The following is an 18,257-nucleotide window of genomic DNA, read 5'->3' on the forward strand; positions in this document are numbered from 1 at the left end:
CGCCAAATACGCCCGCAAGCGCAAGGCCAGGCTCCGCCGGTCTCACCACCGTTCCAGGCCCACGGCGGGCAAGGGCAAGGGCCGCCGCTAGGCACCCCGTCCTAAGAGGCGCCTAGGGCCGCTAGGCCGTCAACACCTCCAGCATTCCGGCCACGGTGGCGTCCCAGGGATAACGCTCTGCTCTGGCACGGGCGCTCATGCGCCGCAGGGCAGCGGGTTGCCGGAGCAGCTGTTCCACTCCGTCGGCGAAGGCCACGTCCTCGGGCGCAACGGCGACGCCCGCGCCAGGGGCCAGCAGCTCATGCGAGGCACCCCGATCGGCCGCGACGACGGGAGTGCCGCACGCGAGGGCCTCCAGCACTGCCAGGCCGAACGATTCGACCGGGCAGGTGGCCAGCGCCACGTCGGCGTTGGCGAGCAAGGCGGCGACTTCAGAACGCCCTGGAACATGCCCGTGGAACCACACCGGCAGGTCCTCGCGTTCGGCGATCGCCTCCAGAGCGGCAGAACGCGGGCCGTCCCCCACCACGTCCAGGTGGACCGCGATTCCGCGCCGCATGAGCTCGCGGACGGTCCCAAGAGCGATGTCGGGACGCTTCTCAGTGGACAGGCGCCCCAGATGAACGAGCCTCACAGGCTCGCTTGAAACAGCCTGAGCCGTCGCCTCCCCGTTGGCAGACAAGGCTTCGGTGGCAGCGGCGGCAGGGCCTGCCTTGGCGAGCATGCTCAAAGTGGCCAGCGCCGCGGCGGGGTCCGCGTGGGCAGGGTGAAAGGTGTCCAGGTCCACGCCGAGCGGCACGCGGTGCAGGGACGGCGCGTTCACCCGGGCGAACTCGGCGGCGGCGAACGCCGACGTCACCACGATCGCGTCGAACGCGGAGGCCAGGTGGCGGTTCCAGCGGTCGGCCGCGGTCTCCAAGGGCACCCAGCGGGGCGTACGCGGCGCGAGGATGGCGTCCAGGCGTTCATGCGAGAACAGCACCGAGCGGACGCCACGACGCCGCGCCCACCTGGCCGCCACCGTCAGGGTCGCCTTGTCGGAGACCTCGATGACGTCCGGGTCGAGCCCGGCGAGGACCCGCAGCACCGGCCGCGGATCGAGAACGAAGCGGTAGCCGGGCGCGACCGACGGGCCCGGCACGGTCACGACCAGCCCGCCGTCGGTCTCGGTCCGCGTGAACTCCCGCCCCGGCACGACCAGGGCCCGCTCGTGCCCCGCCTCGACGTACCCCCGGCCCAGCCGGTCGACGGCCGTGCGGAGCCCGCCCGACACCGGGCTGTAGAGGTTCGCCAGCTGCACGATTCTCACGCGCCCACCGGCCTCACGTGGTCACCAGGGTCTCGTACGTCACGGGACGGCCTCCCAGCTCAAGGGTCTCGTCGATGGCGGCCAGGGCCGCGCGGCGCAGGCCGGGCCGCGCCAGGTCGGCCGGGTGCAGGGCGATGCGGAACGGCACGCGGGCGCGCGCCATGGCACGGGCGGCCTCGATCATCAGCACGGCGCCCGTTCGCTCGCCCCGGCCGCCGGGCCGGTGCGACAGCGCGGGCATCCGCCGGACGGGACCGCCCGGCAGGGTGTGGACGGCCAGGTGGCTCGTCCAGTAGGTGAAGCCGAGGGCGGCGAGGGCGCTGCGCGTGCCGGGCGAGGCCAGCCAGCCCGGCGGGGTGAAGCCGACGACCCCGATGTCGGCGTCGGCGAGCACCTCCAGGCCTTCGCGGAGCCGGGCGCGCGCCTCCTCCTCGGTCAGCGACCAGAACTCGGCGGCGCCCCGCGCCAGCAGCTGGTTCACCCCCTGGCGCCAGCGCGACCCGCCCGGCACGCCCTCGTGCAGGAAGCCGTGCAGCGACAGCTCGTGCCCGCGCCCGACCGCCTTGTGCAGGTACGCGACGAGCTCGGGATCGTCGATCAGGCCCGGCCCGCCGGCGAACGGCCCGGGGACCACGAGCAGGGTCGCGGGCAGACCCCGTTCGTCCAGGTCGGCGACCCACTCGGCGGTCTGCTCGGACGTCGCGGGCGCCACGTCGTGCACCGACACCACGAACGGGAATCCCTCATCGCTCACGCGGCGCTCTCCTCGCGATCGTCCTCACGTCGTGCTCCGACGACCGCGGGCTCGGCCGGCGGCGCGACCGAGGCGGCAGCCGAGGCAGAGGCAGCCGCGGCGGCAGCCGAGGCAGCGGCCGCGGCGGCCGCCGGGGTCGAGGCGGGGGCGGACACCGGGACGGGACGGCCGTGGATCACGTCCTCGTAGTGGTCGATGAGCTGGTCGCAGATCGCGTCCCAGCCGCGGCCGTGCACCGACGCCAGCGCCTGCGCGCTCATCCGCCGCCGCAGCACGGGATCCCCGACGATCGCGGCGACCGAGGCGCGCAGCTCCGAGCCGTCGTCCGGCGCGTACAGCAGGCCGTTCGCGCCGGGCCTGACCAGGTCCAGCGGCCCGCCGGCGGCCGGCGCGACGACCGGGACGCCCGCGGCGAGCGCCTCCTGGATGGCCTGGCAGAACGTGTCGTCGGCCCCGGTGTGCACGAAGACGTCGAGCGAGGCGACCAGCTCCGACAGCTCGACCCCGGTGCGGAAGCCGGTGAAGACGGCGTCGGGCATGCGCCGCCGCAGCCGTTCCTCCTCGGGCCCGTCGCCGACGACCACGAGCCGGGCGCCGGGCACGCCGACCAGCCGGGTGAGGAGCTGCGGGCGCTTCTCGGCGGCGAGCCGGCCCACGAACCCCACGAGCGCCTCGCCGCGCGGCGCCAGCCGCGCCCGCACCTCCGGCGACCGGTGAACGGGATGGAACCGGCTCCGGTCCACGCCCCTCCCCCACAGCGCCAGGCGCGGGATGCCGCGCCGTTCCAGCTCGGCGAGCACGGGCGTGGAGGGGGCGAGCGTGCGGGCGGCCCGCCGGTGGATGTAGCGGAGCCACGACCAGATGATCCGGTCCGTTCCGCGGAAGCCGTACGCGCGGGCGAACCCGGCGATGTCGGTCTGGAACACCGCCACGGCGGGCACGTCGAGGCGACGCGCGGCGGCCATGCCGGACAGGCCCAGAGTGAGCGGGGAGGCGAGGTGGACGACGTCGGGCCCGAAGTCGCGCAGGGCCGAGGTGACCCTGCGGGTCGGGACGCCGCAGACGAAGGAACGGTAGAAGGGCAGCGCGAAGCCGGGAACCCGCACGACCGGCGAACCGGCATGGCTGTCGGGCCCGTCGGGAGCGGGGCCGGGCGCGACGACGAGCGCCTGGTGGCCCCGGGCTTGGAGCTGTTCGAGCACGCGGCAGACCGAGTTGCTGACCCCGTTCACCTGGGGCAGGAAGGACTCGGTCACGATGGCGACCTTCACGGCGGAGAGCGTGTCCGCCGCGTGGTACGTTCCGGCCGCGAGCGGGCGGGCGACGGGGAAACAGCACGCGAACTGCTTTCTTCAAGCAGACCGGTGGTGAACGGCAGGAAAAGAGCGGTGAATGTCAGACCCCGCCGATAGTTTCGACTTTGTGAGCGAACGATGGGGGCGCGAGCGGGTGCTGGATCTGGCGCCCGACCCGGCGGCGGCCAAGACGGCCGCCGGGGTGGCCCGACCGGCCAAGTGGTCCGGTACGGGCGGTGATGACGAGGCCGTCTGGGGTGAGTGCCAGGGCAGTGGCAAAAGCGCCTATCGCGCCTGTGCCGATTTGAGCGAGCCCGGTGCGCCCGCGTTCCGGTGTTCCTGCCCGAGCCGTAAATTCCCGTGTAAACACGCGCTCGGATTGTTGCTCCTGTGGAGCGACGGGGTGATCACCGAAGGGCCTCGCCCGCAATGGGTCGCCGAATGGCTCGAAGAGCGCCGCGAGCGCGCCGACAAGGCCGCCGAACGCCGCGCCGCCGCCGCGGCGACCCCCAGGACCAAGGACCCGAAGACCGCCGAACGCCGTGAGCGCCGCGTCGACGACGGCCTGGCCGAGCTCGACCAGTGGCTGCGCGACCAGGTGACGCACGGCCTCGCGCAGGCGGAGAAGGCCCCGTACCGGCTGTGGGACGACGCCGCGCGGCGCCTGGTGGACGCGCAGGCCGCCGCGCTGGCCGGGCAGATCCGCGGGCTGGCCTCGGTGCCGCGCCAGGGCGGCTGGCCCGACCGGCTGCTGGAGGAGTACGCGCTGCTCCGGCTGCTCGTGCGCGCGTACGAGCGCCGCGACGACCTGCCCGAGGGCCTGCGCGAGACCGTCCGCGCCCGCGTCGGCTTCACCATGCCGCAGGAGGAGATCCTGACCGGCGGCACGCGCGTCCGCGACCGCTGGGCGGTGACCGGCTCGCACGACTCCGAGCAGGAACGGCTGACCGCCCGCCGCGTGTGGCTGCGCGGCCGCCGCACGGGCCGCTCCGCGCTGGTCCTGTCGTTCGCCGCACCCGGCCGCGTCCTGGACTCCTCGCTGATCGTCGGCACCGAGATCGACGCCGACCTGGCGTTCTACCCCGGCTCCCTGCCGCTGCGCGCCCTGATCGCCGAGCGGTACGGCGAGCCGACGGGCGCCATGCCCGAGGGCCTGACCGTGGGCGCCTTCCTGACCGAGTACTCGGGCGCCCTGGCCCGCGACCCGTGGCTGCATCGCTGGCCCGCGCTCCTCGGCCCGATCCGCCTCGCCCGCAGCGGCGCCGACCTGCACGTGATCGACGAGGCGGGCGACTCGCTGCCGCTGCGCCCGCACGACCCCTGGCGCCTGCTCGCGGTCTCGGGCGGCGGCCCGTTCACCCTCTCCGGCGAGTGGACCCCGCGCGGCCTGCGCCCCCTGACCGCCTGGCAGCACGACGAGGGAGCCGTGATCGTGTGAGCACCTGGAACGACCACGTCACCGCGGCCCTCCTCGGCACCCAACGCCGCGAGCCCCCGCCCCTCCCCCAGTCCCCGGACTCATCGAATGAGGCAGCGGGGCGGTTGCTGGATCAGGCGGCGGTGCTGACGTTGCGGCGGCGGGCCGGGCGGCGGCCTGGGGCCGGGGCCGGGCCGGTGCCGATCGCGCCTGCGCCGGGTGAGGAGTTGCCGGTGGTGGCGCCCGCGGCGGCGGCGCGGCTGACGCGGATCTTGCGGGGCGAGCAGATACGGGTGCTGCCCGAGTGGCTGGACGCGGCGGCGGCGCGCGGGGTGCGGGTGCCGTCGCGGCTGCTGCCCGAGCTGCTCGAACGCGGGCGCAGCGACCGGATGCTGCGGTCCTCGATCGCGCGGGCGGTGGGGCGGCGCGGGGTGTGGCTGGCTCTGCAGAACACCGACTGGGCCTATTTGGTGGGGTCGGGCGACGACCCCGGCGGCGGGCCCGACGTGTGGGAGACCGGGACCCGCAACCAGCGCGTGGCCTATCTGATGGGGCTGCGCGAGACCGATCCGGGCGCGGCGCGGGAGGCGCTGGGCGGGACGTGGGCGAGCGAGCCCGCGCCGGAACGGGCCGCGTTCCTCGCCACGTTCGACCATGGGCTGTCGCCGGAGGACGAGGAGTTCCTGGAGGCCGCCTTGGAGGATCGGGGCAAGGACGTACGGCAGCTGGCCTCCGACCTGCTCGCGCGGCTGCCCGACTCGGCGTACGGGCGGCGCATGGCCGAGCGGGCGCGTGCCTGCGTGCGGGCCGAGCAGCGCACCGTACGGCTGCGGCGCCAGACCTGGCTGGTGGTCGAGCCGCCGATCGCGCACGACGAGGACCTGGCGCGCGACGGCGTGCCGTTCCATCCGTCCGGCTCGTTCGCGCCCGGCGGGAGGGCGGGCGGCCCGGTCGGGGCGCGCGCCGCCTGGCTTCGGGAGATCCTCGCCCGGACGCCGCTGACCACCTGGACCGAGCTGTTCGGGCTGCCGCCGATGGAGATCGTGTGCCTGCCGATCGCGGACGGCGGCGACGGCGCCGAACGCGACGCGCGCGGCGCCCGTGACCTGCACATCGGCTGGGCGCGGGCGGCGCTGCGCCAGCACGACGCCGAATGGGCGCGGGCGCTGCTCAAGGGCGGCGCGGTGGTCGAGGAGCCCGAGGCCCTCGCCGACCTGCTGACCGTTCTGCCGCCGGGTGAACGGGAGACCGCGGCGGCGGGCCTGATCCGCTGGGTCGACGGCAACCCCGACCTGCTGCGCGTTCTGGAGCGCATCCCCGGGCCGTGGAACGGCGAGCTCGCCGACGCCGTCGTCGCGACGCTGGCGGGCGCGGCCGAACGTTCCACCCACCGGCACGAGCACACCCTCACCCAGCTGTGCCGCATCGCCGACCAGCGCCTCACCCCCGCGATGGTAGGGCGGCTGGAGGCGCTGGCCGAACGCCCCGAGGCGCAGATCCGCGCGCTGAACGAACTGACCGAGACGCTGCGTTTCCGCAACGAGATGCTGAAGGAGCTTGCCCAGTGACCGATGGTGCCGATGGTGCCGTGCTCAGGCCGCACGCCGAGCAGCAGTTCGCCGACGAGCTGGCCCGCCTGGCCGAGCACGACGACCGGGTGCGCCCGCCCGGCTGGCGGCTGTCGCCCTGGGCCGTCACGCTCTACCTGCTCGGCGGCGAGCTGCCGGACGGCTCGCAGGTCAGCCCGAAGTACATCGGCCCGCGGCGGCTGATGGAGGTCGCGGTGGCGACGCTGGCGACCGACCGGGCGCTGCTGCTGCTCGGCGTTCCCGGAACGGCCAAGACGTGGGTGTCGGAGCACCTGTCGGCGGCCGTGTCCGGCGACTCGACGCTTCTGGTTCAGGGCACGGCGGGCACGGCGGAGGAGGCCGTCCGGTACGGGTGGAACTACGCCCGCCTGCTCGCCGAGGGCCCGTCCGAGAAGGCCCTGGTCGAGAGCCCGGTGATGCGGGCGATGCGGACCGGCGCGGTGGCCCGCATCGAGGAGCTCACCCGGATGCCGAGCGACGTCCAGGACACCCTCATCACGATCCTGTCGGAGAAGACGCTGCCCGTCCCCGAGCTCGGCACCGAGGTCCAGGCGCGCAAGGGCTTCACCGTGATCGGCACGGCCAACGACCGCGACCGCGGCGTGAACGAGCTGTCCAGCGCGCTGCGGCGGCGCTTCAACACCGTCGTGCTGCCGCTCCCCGAGACCGTCGACGACGAGATCGACATCGTCGCCCGCCGCGTCGACCAGCTCGGCAGCGCGCTGGAGCTGCCCGAGACCCCGGCCGGGCTGGAGGAGATCCGCCGCGTGGTGACGGTCTTCCGCGAGCTGCGTTCGGGCCTGTCCGCCGACGGCCGCACCAAGCTCAAGTCGCCGTCGGGCACGCTCAGCACCGCCGAGGCGATCTCGGTCATCACCAGCGGCCTGGCCCTGGCCGCCCACTTCGGCGACGGCGTCCTGCGCGCGGCCGACGTGGCGGGCGGCATCGTCGGCGCCGTCGTGCAGGACCCGGTGTCCGACCGCGTCGTGTGGCAGGAATACCTGGAGACCGTCGTACGGGAGCGGCCGGAGTGGCGCGACTTCTACCGCGCCTGCCGGGAGGTCTCCTGAATGCCCGTCGAGGTGTACGGGATCCGGCACCACGGCCCGGGGTCGGCGCGGGCCGTGCGCCGGGCGCTGGAGGAGTTCAAGCCCGACGCGGTCCTGATCGAGGGCCCGCCGGAGGCCGACGCGATCGTTGAGCTGGCGACCGACCCCGAGATGGTCCCGCCGGTAGCGCTGCTGGCCTACTCCCCCGGCAAGCCGCCCGCCCCCGACGGCACCGGCGAGGGCTCCGAGCGCAAGGCCGCCTTCTGGCCGTTCGCCGAGTTCAGCCCCGAGTGGCAGGCCATCCGCTACGCCCTCGACGCCGGTGTCCCCGTGCGCTTCTGCGACCTCCCCGCCGCCAACCAGCTCATCTCCCTCGAAGAGCCGATCCCCTCACAACCAGACGAAGAGGCCGAGGACGAAGCCGCGCCCGCCGACAAGGAAGCCGAGCAGAAGGCGCCGGCCGAGCAGGGGATCAGGCTGGATCCGCTGGGGTGGCTGGCCAAGGCCGCCGGTTACGACGACGCCGAACGGTGGTGGGACGACGTCGTCGAGCACCGGGACGAGGGGCCGACTCCGTTCGAGGCGATCGCCGAGGCGATGAGCGCGCTGCGCGAGCAGCTCGCCGAGCTGCCCGACGGCGGGGCGACCGGCCTGCCCGCCGGTTACCTCCAGCGTGAGGAGCAGCGCGAGGCCCACATGCGCCGGACGCTGCGCCGCACGCTCAAGGTGGGCCACGACCGCGTCGCCGTGGTCTGCGGTGCGTGGCACGTACCGGCGATCCAGGCGAAGGTCCCCTCCACCAAGGACGAGCAGACGCTGCGCGGACTGGCCAAGACCAAGGTCGCGATGACGTGGGTGCCGTGGACGCACGGGCGGCTGGCGAACCGTTCCGGCTACGGCGCGGGCGTGCGCTCCCCCGGCTGGTACCACCACCTGTTCGCGGCGCCCGACCGGCCGATCGAACGCTGGCTCACCGCCGCCGCCCGCGTGCTGCGCGAGGAGGACCTGCACGTCTCCTCCGCGCATGTGATCGAAGCCGTACGGCTGGCCGAGGCGCTCGCGGCCCTGCGCGGCCGTCCCCTCGCCGGGCTGGACGAGGTGACCGAGGCGACCCGGGCGGTGCTGTGCGAGGGCGCGGAGCTGCCGGTCGAGCTGATCCAGAGCCGCATGGTCGTCGGCGAGAGCCTCGGCTCGGTCCCCGAACGCACGCCCATGGTCCCGTTGCAGCGCGACCTTCAGGCCGAGCAGCGCCGCCTGCGCCTGAAGCCGTCCGCGCTCGACAAGGAGCACGACCTCGACCTGCGCAAGCCCACGGATCTGGAGCGCAGCCACCTTTTGCACCGGTTGCGGCTGCTCGACGTCGACTGGGGCGTGCCGGGTGACAGCCGTTCCAAGGGCACGTTCCGCGAGACCTGGACGCTGATGTGGCGGCCCGAGTTCGACATCGAGCTGATCGAGGCGAGCGCGTGGGGCACCACCGTGCGCGGCGCCGCGACCGCCCGCGCCGAGGCCATGGCGCTGCAGGCCAAGGGGCTGCCGGAGCTCACCTCCGTCGCCGAACGCTGCCTGCTGGCCGATCTCGGCGAGGCGCTCCCGGCCGTGATGCGTTCGCTGGCCGACCGCGCCGCGATCGACACCGACGTCGCGCACCTGATGTCCGCGCTGCCCGCCCTCGTCCGGGCGCTGCGCTACGGCGACGTGCGCGGCACCTCGACCGGCCCGCTCCAGTCGGTCGTCGACGGCCTGATCGTCCGCGTCTGCGTCGGCCTGCCCGCCGCGGCCGGAGGCCTGGACGACGACGCGGCGCGCGAGCTGCTCACCCATGTCGACGAAGTGCACGGCGCCCTCGCGCTGCTGGCCCGCGACGACCACATCGACCGCTGGCGCCGTACGCTGCGCGGCGTCCTGGACCGCACGGACCTGCACGGCCTGCTGGAGGGCCGCCTCACCCGGCTGCTGCAGGACGCGGGCCTGCTGGACGACGTTCCCGACCGGATGGCCCGCGCGGTCTCGGTCGGCGTCGCGCCCGACCGCGCCGCCGCGTGGATCGAGGGTTTCCTGTCGGGCGGCGGCCTGATCCTGGTCCACGACGACGAGCTCCTGCGTCTGATCGACGCCTGGATCGCGGGCCTGCCCGGCGAGTCGTTCACCGACGTGCTGCCGCTGCTGCGCCGCACGTTCGGCGCCTACGCCCAGGCCGAACGCCGCGCCATCGGCGAACGCGTCCGCCGCCTCGGCACCGCCCCGGCGACCGCCGAGGGCGACGACGACGCCCTCGACCCCGAACGCGCCGCCGCGGCCGCCGCGGCGGCCCTGCGCATCCTCGGCTGGGAGGCCCGCCCATGACCACCGACCCGAACGACCAGCCCCCGGCCACGGCCACGCCCGCCGATGCGAGCCGCACGCCCGGAGCAGGAGGCGATGCCGATGCGGGCAGCGCTCCGCGCGCGGACAGCGGCGACGCGCTGGAGACGGTCACGTCCGCGGCCGGCGCCGTTCCTGCGGATCGGTTGAAGCGGTGGCGGCTGGTGCTCGGAGGCGAGGGGGCCGACGGGACCGGGGTTTCGCTGGAGGGCGACGAGGCGAAGATGGACGCGGCGCTGGAGAAGCTCTACGGCGTCGGCGGACGGGATGATGCGCGGCCCAAGTCGGGGCGGCGGAGTGCGGGGCTGGGCGACTCGGCGCCGAGCGTGGCGCGGTGGCTCGGGGACATCCGGACCTATTTCCCGTCCACGGTCGTGCAAGTGATGCAGAAGGACGCGATCGAGCGGCTCAACCTGACGCGGCTGTTGATGGAGCCGGAGATGCTGGACGCGGTCGAGCCGGACGTTCACCTGGTGGGGACGCTGCTGTCGCTCAACCAGGTGATGCCCGACCGGGCGCGGGAGTCGGCGCGGGGCGTGGTGCGGAAGGTCGTTCACGACCTGGAACGGCGGCTCGCGCAGCGGACGCGGTCGGCGGTCGGCGGGGCGCTGGACCGGGCGGCGCGGGTGCTGCGGCCGCGGCGGCTGGCGGACGTGGACTGGGACCGGACGATCCGCACCAACCTGCGGCACTACCTGCCCGATCACCGGACCCTGGTGCCCGAGCGGCTGATCGGGTACGGGCGGCGGCAGCAGGCGGTGAAGCGCGACGTGGTGCTGTGCATCGACCAGAGCGGGTCGATGGCGGCGTCGGTCGTCTACGCGAGCGTGTTCGGCGCGGTGCTGGCCTCGATGCGGTCGCTGCGCACGTCGCTGGTGGTGTTCGACACGGCCGTGGTCGACCTGACCGATCAGCTGCACGACCCGGTGGAGCTGCTGTTCGGCACGCAGCTGGGCGGCGGCACCGACATCAACCGCGCCCTCGCGTACTGCCAGGGCCTGGTCACCCGGCCGAACGACAGCATTCTCGTGCTGATCAGCGACCTGTACGAGGGCGGTGTGAAGGCGGAGATGCTGCAGCGGGTCGCGGCGCTGACGGCGGCCGGGGTCCAGGTGATCGTGCTGCTGGCGCTGTCGGACGAGGGCGCGCCCGCCTACGACCACGAGAACGCGGCGGCGCTCGCGGCGCTCGGGGTCCCGGCGTTCGCCTGTACGCCGGACGCGTTCCCGGATCTGATGGCCGCCGCGGTCGAGCGCCGGGATCTGAAGGAATGGTCCGAACGGAACCTCACCGCGTAGGCGGGCCAAGGAGACAACCCGGCGATTCATAGGATCACTCCTCGACTTTTCTGTCTGTAAGCGCTTTCTATCGCCCGAATCCCGTGTAAAGATCCGATGTGTTGTCCCGCTCGGAGCTTTGAGGGAGTGACGGCCATGGCCCGCCATCCACGATCACGTCTCCTGTGCGTCCTGGCCGTACTGGCGCTGCTGGCGGGTCTGCTCGCCGCGATACCGGCGCCGCCCGCCCGCGCCGAGGTCGAGCATCCACGGCAGAAGTGGATGCGCGACTCCACCGCCGGGCTGTTCCTGCACTGGGGGATGTTCACCTCGCCGCGCCACCTGGACTGCGCGACCTGGGAGAAGGACGTCACCGGGGGCGGCTGGTCGCCCGACTACTGGGTGGACGAGGCCCGCAAGCTCGGCGCCTCCTACATCGTGCTCGCCACGTTCCACAGCAGGCTCGGCTACGCGCGGCCCTGGCCGTCGGCGATCCCCGGCAGTTGCTCCACCAAACGCGACCTGCTCGGCGAACTGGTCAAGGCGGGCCAGGCCAAGGGCGTACGGGTGCTGCTCTACATGACCGACGACCCGCAGTGGCACAACGAGACCGGCACCGAGACGCTCGACTCCGCCGCGTACTCGGCCTACAAGGGCGAGCAGGTCGACCTGACCACCCGGCCCGGCTTCGGCGAGTACAGCTACGACCTGTTCTTCGAGGTCATGGACCGCTATCCGGACCTGGCCGGGTTCTGGATCGACAACGACAACGAGTACTGGGAGTCGCACCACCTCTACGAGCAGATCCGGCAGAAGCGCCCGTCCTGGTTGCTGAGCAACAACAACGAGGACACGCCGATCATGGACACGGTCAGCAACGAGCAGAAGGTCGGCATGACCCCGGCCTACGACTACCCGCAGGCCGCGTGGACGCCGATGCCGCGCCTGGTCGAGGCCGACTACAAGCTGCCGACGACCGGCGACTGGTGGTACGACGGCTCCGACCACTCCGTCGACTTCCGGCTCAGCACCGGGCGCTACATCACCAACGCGGGCTCGTCGATGAAGTCGCTGATGGCCGAGACCCCGATGGTGAACGGCAAATTCCCGCCGAGCCAGGAGAAGTTCAACGACTTCATGGCCGGATGGGTCCCGCCGATCAAGTCGTCGTTGCAGGGCCTCGAGGGCGGCGGCTACATGTACGGCGGCATGCAGCCCGGCTTCTGGAACGACGGCGCGCACGGCGTGGTGACCGTCGACCGCGGCGGCGCCAAGACTCAGTACGTGCACGTGGTGACCAGGCCGCGGACCGACCACGTGCGGCTGCGCGACGACAACTACCGGGTGACGCGGGTGACCGACCTGCGCACCGGCAAGGCGATGCACTTCACCCAGTCGGGCGGCTACCTGTCGATCCTCGACGTCACCGCGTGGGACGACTACGACACCGTCTTCAAGGTCGACACCGCCGGGCAGGGCCTCTACTACTCCGGCGTGAAGGCTTCGGCGAGCGCGTCCCGTACGGGCTTCCCGGCGGCCGACCTGACCGACGGCGACTTCAGCAACTACTGGGATTCCAACGCCCAGCTGCCGGTCTCGATGACGTTCGACCTGGGCGCGCGGCGGCCCGCGACGACGCTGGCGGTCAACCAGCGCGAGTGGTCGCCGACGTACGCCCGTACGAGCTTCGGCCGCCCGGAGGACTCGGCGCGGATCAAGGACTACCGGGTGCGGGCCAGCGACGACGGGCGCGCCTGGCGGCAGGTGCGGTCCGGCGCGATGGCGAGCGCGCGCGGCGTACGGCTGATCGACCTCGGCCTGCAGTACACGCGCTACCTCAAGCTGGAGGTCCTCAACCTGTGGGGCGGCCCGCAGGCGCCGGCGTTCCTCAATCAGCTGAAGGTCGACGAGGTGAAGGTGGGGTACGGCTACCAGCGCTCGTTCGGCCGCCCGCTGCCGCTTGAGGCCGAGGCGCACGGCAACGTCCTGTCGCACGGCGCGCGCCGGACGCTCTGCACGGCCTGCTCCGGCAACCTGCACGTGGTCGGCGGCGAGCTCACCTACCGCGACGTGAACGCCCCGTCCGACGGCGACTACCGCCTCCAGGCCGACACCACCTCGGCCAAGGCGACGCCGCTTCGCGTCACCGTCAACGGCGGCGAGCCGACGACGCTCACCGTCCCTGCTGGCAGCGCCGACGCGCCCGACTCGACCGCGCTGGCCGTTCACCTGAAGGCCGGAGCCAACACCGTCAAGCTGTCCGGGCCGGGCATCGACCGCATCTCCGTCTCCCCCGTCCCGACCGACCTGCCGCGCACGACCATGACCGTCGAGCCGTACGGCGTGCAGTGGGTCGGCACCGGCCGCCAGACGCTCAAGGTCAAGGCCACGCTCCGCCTCGACACCGACGACCAGCTCGACGGGGTCGAGCTGGCGCCCAAGGTCCCCGACGGCTGGACGCTGGACGGCGCGTCCGTCAAGGCCGACTCCCTGCGCCTGGGCCAGACGATCACCGGCACCTGGACGGTCACCTCGCCGGACCCGGTCGCCGCGACCAAGATCCCGGTGAACGCGACGTACCGCACCCTGGGCCGCCCGCAGACCACCACCCGCAACCTCGACGTCCGGCCCCGTCCCGCCGACCGCACGTTCATGCGCGAGGCCGAGGACTCGGCGAACGCCCCGGGCAGCACGGGCCTCACCGGCTGCGGGCCGTGCTCGGGCGGTGAGAAGGTCCGCAACATCGGCGGCGACCCCACCGCCGCCGTCACGTTCCCGAACGTCACCACCGACCGCGCCGGGCAGCACACCCTCTACATCGACTACACCGTCAACGGCACCCGGTCGTACCAGGTCAGCGTGAACGGCGGCCCGCCCGCCACGGTGACCGTCACCGACAGCGGCAACAGCACGCCGCGCACGACGTCCCTGCCCGTCACGCTCCAGTCCGGCGCCAACACCATCAAGATCTATAACGACGCCGAGGCCGCCCCCGACCTGGACCGGATCTCCCTCGACTAGGTGAACCCGCCGTAGATCATTGTCCTGCCGCCGACGTGCCTGCCCCTGCCCTCCACACCCGAGCCTGTTGAGTGCGTGTCTCAGGAATCGTTCGATGGGACATCACCATGCGGCTCTGGCAGGCAGGGGCGGCGGCGTTCGTGGCGCTGCTCGCGGCCATCGCGGTCTCGGCCGCCACCATCACGTTCGCGAGCAGCGGCTCGGCGCGCGCGGGCGGATCCGCCTCCAGCGTCGGCGTCCAGGTCGCGATGCACGACATCCCCGCGATCGGCCAGAAGGCGTTCCAGGGCAAGATCGGCATCGCGAAGATCGGCGCCACCACCGGCCGCGTCCAAGCCGACTACGGCTCGGACCCCGACGGCGTGAAGAACTACGGGACGATCGCCAACCCGTCCGGTGACGCCTCCGGCAACACCGACGTCGGCGCCTGGGACGCCGCCAGCGACCCGAACGTCCTCAGCATCAGCCTGATCCCCGGCGGGCGCCCCGTCCTGCTGAACGTCCCGACCCTGCACACCTACGCGCAGTGCCAGCCGCCGCACGCTCCCCAGGTGCAGAACTTCATCACCGCGCCCACCGTCGCCGGTCAGCCCATCAACGACGGCAAGAACAGCATCTCCACCACCGGCGCGGCGATCGGCTACCCCTCGGTCGCGACCGCCGACCTCACCGTCACGATGACCCGCGTACAGAAGACCACCCCGAACGTCAGCGCCGAAGCCTGGGTCGACATCGTCATCGAGGGCACCCTCAAGGACTCGACCGGCAAGACGGTCTACGCCGGCCCGATCGCGAGCTTCCGCCTCGGCGAGGTCCACGCCGACTGCGCAGCGGCACCGCCCACGCCGCCCACGACCGACCCCATCCCGGAGCCGGCCAAGCTCGACCTGACCAAGACCGTCGACAAGCACGTCGTGAAGGTCGGCGGCAAGGTCGTCTACACGCTCACCGAGACCAACGTGGGAGGGACCACGGCCAAGGCGGCCACCTTCACCGAGGACCTCACCGACGTCCTGCGCAACGGCGAGATCGTCGACATCCAGGCCTCCACCGGCAAGGTCCACTACAACCCGCCGAAGCTCGTCTGGGTGGGCACCCTGGACCCCGGCGAGTCCGCCGTCGTCCGCATCACCGTCAAGGCCGTCCACGTGGGCCGCATGTGGAACGCCGTCGTCTGGCCGATTCGCCCCACGCCCACGCCGACTCCCACACCGACCGTCACGCCCACGCCGCCGAAGCCCCCCAAGCCCCACCCGCAGCCGTCAGGCAAGCGCCGCGTCGTGGTCCGCGTCGTTCCCCGGCACGTCAAGTAGCCCGGCCCGCCCACAGTCCGCGCAGCAACAGCAGGATGGCGATCGCGGACACACCCGCGTACACCATGAACTGGGGATCCGGCGTCACCACCACGCTCCACCCCGCCGACGCGAGGATGCGCAGCACGCCCACCACCAGCACCACCCACGTGGCGGCCCGGCTGCCCCGCAGTCCGAACACCACGCCCACCAGCGTGACCATGCCCAGCACGGTGTAGGTGATCGCGGGCCGCATCAGCTCACCCTGCGCCCCGGCCGCCAACGACGGCCGCGCCACCAGAATCGCCAGTTCGGCAATGTCCAGCGCCGCGAGCAATCCAGCGAGGATCAACCCCGCCACCAACGCCACCGTCCGCCGCACCCCGCCGCCGGACGAGCCCTGCCGACCCGGACCACCCCGCTGAGCCGTACCCGCCCTCTGGGCGTACGGATCAGCCACCCCCACCTGACCGCCGCCGCCCTGCACCGGCACAGGTGGAACGCCTTGCTCCTGCGGCCACTCGCCTGGCACGTACCCGCCGCCCTGCGGATAGGGCCCGCCCTGTCCGTACGGGCCACGCTGCATCGGTGCACCGCCCGGCGCAGGTGGGCCGCTCTGTTCCTGCGGCCACTCGCTCGGCGCGTACGGGCCGCCTTGCGGATAGGGCGCGCTCCGTTCGGGCGCTGCCCTCTGCGCATGGCCAACGTCCGCGTTTGGGCCGCTCTGAACAGGTGGGACGGCTTGTTCCTGTGGCCAAGTGCTCGGTGCGTTGGGCTCCTGGGGTGGGGGTGCGGATGGTCCGCCCGATCCGGGTGGGTTGCCGCCCGGATCGGGCGGGCCGGGCCCCTGCCACGTGTGTGGTTGCCGTTTCGGGGGTGCGTCCCTTCCTGACCACTCGCCCACCGGGTAGACGCCGCGGCCTGGTGCGGGCGGGGGCTCGGGGGCGTCGCGGGGAGGTGGGGGCGTGCCGGGTGGGTTGTGCTGGCCTAGAAGCCACATGAGGGCTTCTTCGGAGCTGGGGCGTGCTTCGGGGCGCTTGGCCAGGCAGGCGGCGGCGACCTCGGCTATCTGGGGTGGGAGGGCGTCCAGGGGCGGAGTCTCGTGCGTGATGCGGTAGAAGACGGCGGGGAGGCCGCCGCCCGCGAAGGGGTCGGTGCCCGTGGCTGCGTAGAGGAGGGTGACGGCCCAGGCGTGCAGGTCGGCAGAGGGGCCCACTTTGGTGCCGGTGAACTGTTCGGGGGCCATGTAGGCGGGGGTGCCCACGACCTGGCTGGTGAGGGTGGCTCCGGGTTCCAGGGCCTTGGCGATGCCGAAGTCGATGACGCGGGGGCCGTCGGGGCCCATGAGGACGTTCTGGGGCTTGAAGTCACGGTGGACGATGCCCGCGCGGTGGATGGCGGTCAGGGCGGTGACGGAGTGGATCGCCAGGCGGTCCAGGTCGGCGCCTGAACGGGGGCCCTGCGATTGCACCAGTTCGCGGAGCGAGGGGCCGGGGACGTACTCGCTGACGATGTACGGGCGGTCGCCGACCAGGTCGGCCTCGAGCATCTGGGCCGTGCAGAAACCGGCCACACGCTGGAGGAGGGCCAGCTCGCGGACGAAGCGGGCGCGGGCGTTCTGGTCGGTCAGGAGCTTGGCGTGCAGGAGCTTGATCGCGACCTTGGTGCCCCCTCTGGACGCGAGGAAGACGGTGCCCTGGCCGCCGGTGCCCAGGCGCGCCAAGACCTCGTAGTCGCCGAGGCGTGTTGGATCCGCGGGGTTGAGCGGAGCCGCCATCCGCACCTGCCAGTGAATTCGTGCGCACAAAACGCACTCTCAGGGCATCCAAGTCTATAGGGGCTCAAGGGAGACGGCGCATGATAAAGATCAGTTCCCGAATTGTCGTGGTCATTGCCTTGATCGCGGGAATGGCGGTGGGGTGCGGGGACGCCGGGGCGACCATCACCCGGTTGACGGTGGGAACGCCGGGACCGGATCCGTACTCACCGATGTCCGGGACCGATGAGGTTCACGTGGTCTCGCAGAAGGTGGGCGGGACGCGGGGCGGAGACACGCCAGGGCTGTACGGGGGGACGCGGCGGGCGACCGCCTGCGACAAGGAACGGCTGGTCGCGTTCCTGCGGTCCAACCCGGACAAGGCGCAGGCCTGGGCGGGCGTGCAGGGGATCCCGATCGAGCAGATCCCGGCGTTCGTCGACCGGATGACGCCGGTGCTGCTGCGGACGGACACGCTCGTGATCAACCACGGCTACCGGAACGGTGAGGCGACCACGGCCCCGGCGGTGCTCGAGGCCGGAATGGGCGTCATGGTCGACGAGTACGGCACGCCGACGGTGAAGTGCAATTGCGGCAACCCCCTGACCCGGGCGGAAAAGAAGATCTCCACAAAGGGCGCGAAGTACAGTGGCCCAAAGTGGCCGGATTTCTCCAAGAGTAAAGTGACGACGGTCGAGCCTCGGGATCGGTCCAAGGGTGTGATCACCGGATTCGTGCTGGTGGATCCGGGCGCCAAGACCGGCTTCAACCGGCCGCGTTCGACCGAGGGCGAGGCCGACGGGCCCATGACCACGCTCCGCGAGCTGAACGTGGAGGAGGTGCCGAGCGAGACGCCCACGCCGGTGGACTCGGGCACTCCGGTGGACTCCGGTACGCCGACCGAGCCGCCCAGTGAGGTGCCGAGCGAGGTGCCCACCGACGTGCCCAGTGAGGTGCCGAGCGTGCCCACCGACATTCCGACCGACGTTCCGACGGACACGCCGACCAGCGCGGCGCCCGAGCAGGAGCCGCAGCCCAGCGAGGGGATGTCGACGGCGGCGCCGCCGAGCTCGGGCCCGGAGGAGCAGCCGGGGCCGGTGTCGTCATGATCCGTGAGTGAGATACCTTTGCTCA

General features: G+C 72.7%; 12 protein-coding genes. 8 read left to right on the forward strand and 4 right to left on the reverse strand.

Annotated features, from left to right (window positions below; all coding sequences use genetic code 11):
* Positions 1-121: 121 nt before the first annotated feature.
* Genes J4573_RS42220 through J4573_RS42230 form a run of 3 tightly spaced genes read right to left on the reverse strand, consistent with a single transcriptional unit; the run spans position 122 to position 3,334 of the window.
* Positions 122-1,309 carry a glycosyltransferase gene (locus J4573_RS42220; RefSeq protein WP_208261785.1) on the reverse strand — a complete coding sequence of 396 codons (1,188 nt, stop codon included), beginning with the start codon at positions 1,307-1,309 and terminating at the stop codon, positions 122-124.
* A gap of 13 nt (positions 1,310-1,322) precedes the next feature.
* A complete protein-coding gene (locus tag J4573_RS42225; RefSeq protein WP_208261786.1) occupies positions 1,323-2,063 on the reverse strand; it encodes a DUF2334 domain-containing protein in 741 nt (246 codons plus the stop codon).
* Complete coding sequence (locus tag J4573_RS42230) at positions 2,060-3,334, reverse strand: glycosyltransferase family 4 protein (protein WP_208261787.1); 1,275 nt, start codon at positions 3,332-3,334, stop codon at positions 2,060-2,062. The genes J4573_RS42225 and J4573_RS42230 overlap by 4 nt, the downstream gene beginning before the upstream one ends.
* A 151-nt stretch (positions 3,335-3,485) precedes the next feature.
* Here J4573_RS42230 and J4573_RS42235 point away from each other — a divergent pair, with 151 nt between their 5' ends.
* The 7 genes from J4573_RS42235 to J4573_RS42265 all read left to right on the forward strand — a co-directional run bounded on the left by J4573_RS42235 (position 3,486) and on the right by J4573_RS42265 (position 15,388).
* A complete protein-coding gene (locus tag J4573_RS42235) occupies positions 3,486-4,796 on the forward strand; it encodes an SWIM zinc finger family protein (RefSeq protein WP_307797345.1) in 1,311 nt (436 codons plus the stop codon).
* Entirely contained in the window at positions 4,793-6,343 is a 1,551-nt protein-coding gene (locus J4573_RS42240; protein WP_208261789.1) for a DUF5691 domain-containing protein, read from the forward strand. The genes J4573_RS42235 and J4573_RS42240 overlap by 4 nt, the downstream gene beginning before the upstream one ends.
* Complete coding sequence (locus tag J4573_RS42245; protein ID WP_208261790.1) at positions 6,340-7,434, forward strand: ATP-binding protein; 1,095 nt, start codon at positions 6,340-6,342, stop codon at positions 7,432-7,434. Before J4573_RS42240 ends, J4573_RS42245 begins: the two co-directional genes overlap by 4 nt.
* Entirely contained in the window at positions 7,435-9,759 is a 2,325-nt protein-coding gene (locus J4573_RS42250; protein WP_208261791.1) for a DUF5682 family protein, read from the forward strand. It abuts the gene before it with no gap.
* Entirely contained in the window at positions 9,756-11,075 is a 1,320-nt protein-coding gene (locus tag J4573_RS42255; RefSeq protein WP_208261792.1) for a VWA domain-containing protein, read from the forward strand. Before J4573_RS42250 ends, J4573_RS42255 begins: the two co-directional genes overlap by 4 nt.
* Positions 11,076-11,210: 135 nt before the next feature.
* Positions 11,211-14,075 (forward strand): alpha-L-fucosidase, encoded by a 2,865-nt coding sequence (locus tag J4573_RS42260; protein WP_208261793.1) that lies wholly within the window; start codon positions 11,211-11,213, stop codon positions 14,073-14,075.
* Positions 14,076-14,182: 107 nt separating this feature from the next.
* Entirely contained in the window at positions 14,183-15,388 is a 1,206-nt protein-coding gene (locus tag J4573_RS42265) for a DUF7927 domain-containing protein (RefSeq protein WP_208261794.1), read from the forward strand.
* Here the strand turns inward: J4573_RS42265 and J4573_RS42270 are convergent.
* Positions 15,381-17,144: a serine/threonine-protein kinase gene (locus J4573_RS42270; protein ID WP_208261795.1), complete on the reverse strand. Its 1,764-nt coding sequence runs from the start codon at positions 17,142-17,144 to the stop codon at positions 15,381-15,383. The genes J4573_RS42265 and J4573_RS42270 overlap by 8 nt on opposite strands.
* Positions 17,145-17,380: 236 nt before the next feature.
* Here J4573_RS42270 and J4573_RS42275 point away from each other — a divergent pair, with 236 nt between their 5' ends.
* Complete coding sequence (locus tag J4573_RS42275; protein WP_208261796.1) at positions 17,381-18,232, forward strand: DUF6777 domain-containing protein; 852 nt, start codon at positions 17,381-17,383, stop codon at positions 18,230-18,232.
* The last annotated feature ends 25 nt before the right edge of the window (positions 18,233-18,257 follow it).

The sequence above is a fragment of the Actinomadura barringtoniae genome, assembly GCF_017573505.1.
In the GTDB taxonomy this organism is placed as follows: domain Bacteria; phylum Actinomycetota; class Actinomycetes; order Streptosporangiales; family Streptosporangiaceae; genus Spirillospora; species Spirillospora barringtoniae.

What these genes read in the sequence shown, in the direction of transcription:
- J4573_RS42250 (WP_208261791.1), top strand. Translation starts at nt 7,435, where the DNA reads ATGCCCGTCGAGGTGTACGGGATCCGGCACCACGGCCCGGGGTCGGCG.
- J4573_RS42255 (WP_208261792.1), top strand. Translation starts at nt 9,756, where the DNA reads ATGACCACCGACCCGAACGACCAGCCCCCGGCCACGGCCACGCCCGCC.
- J4573_RS42260 (WP_208261793.1), top strand. Translation starts at nt 11,211, where the DNA reads ATGGCCCGCCATCCACGATCACGTCTCCTGTGCGTCCTGGCCGTACTG.
- J4573_RS42265 (WP_208261794.1), top strand. Translation starts at nt 14,183, where the DNA reads ATGCGGCTCTGGCAGGCAGGGGCGGCGGCGTTCGTGGCGCTGCTCGCG.
- J4573_RS42270 (WP_208261795.1), bottom strand. Translation starts at nt 17,144, where the DNA reads ATGGCGGCTCCGCTCAACCCCGCGGATCCAACACGCCTCGGCGACTAC.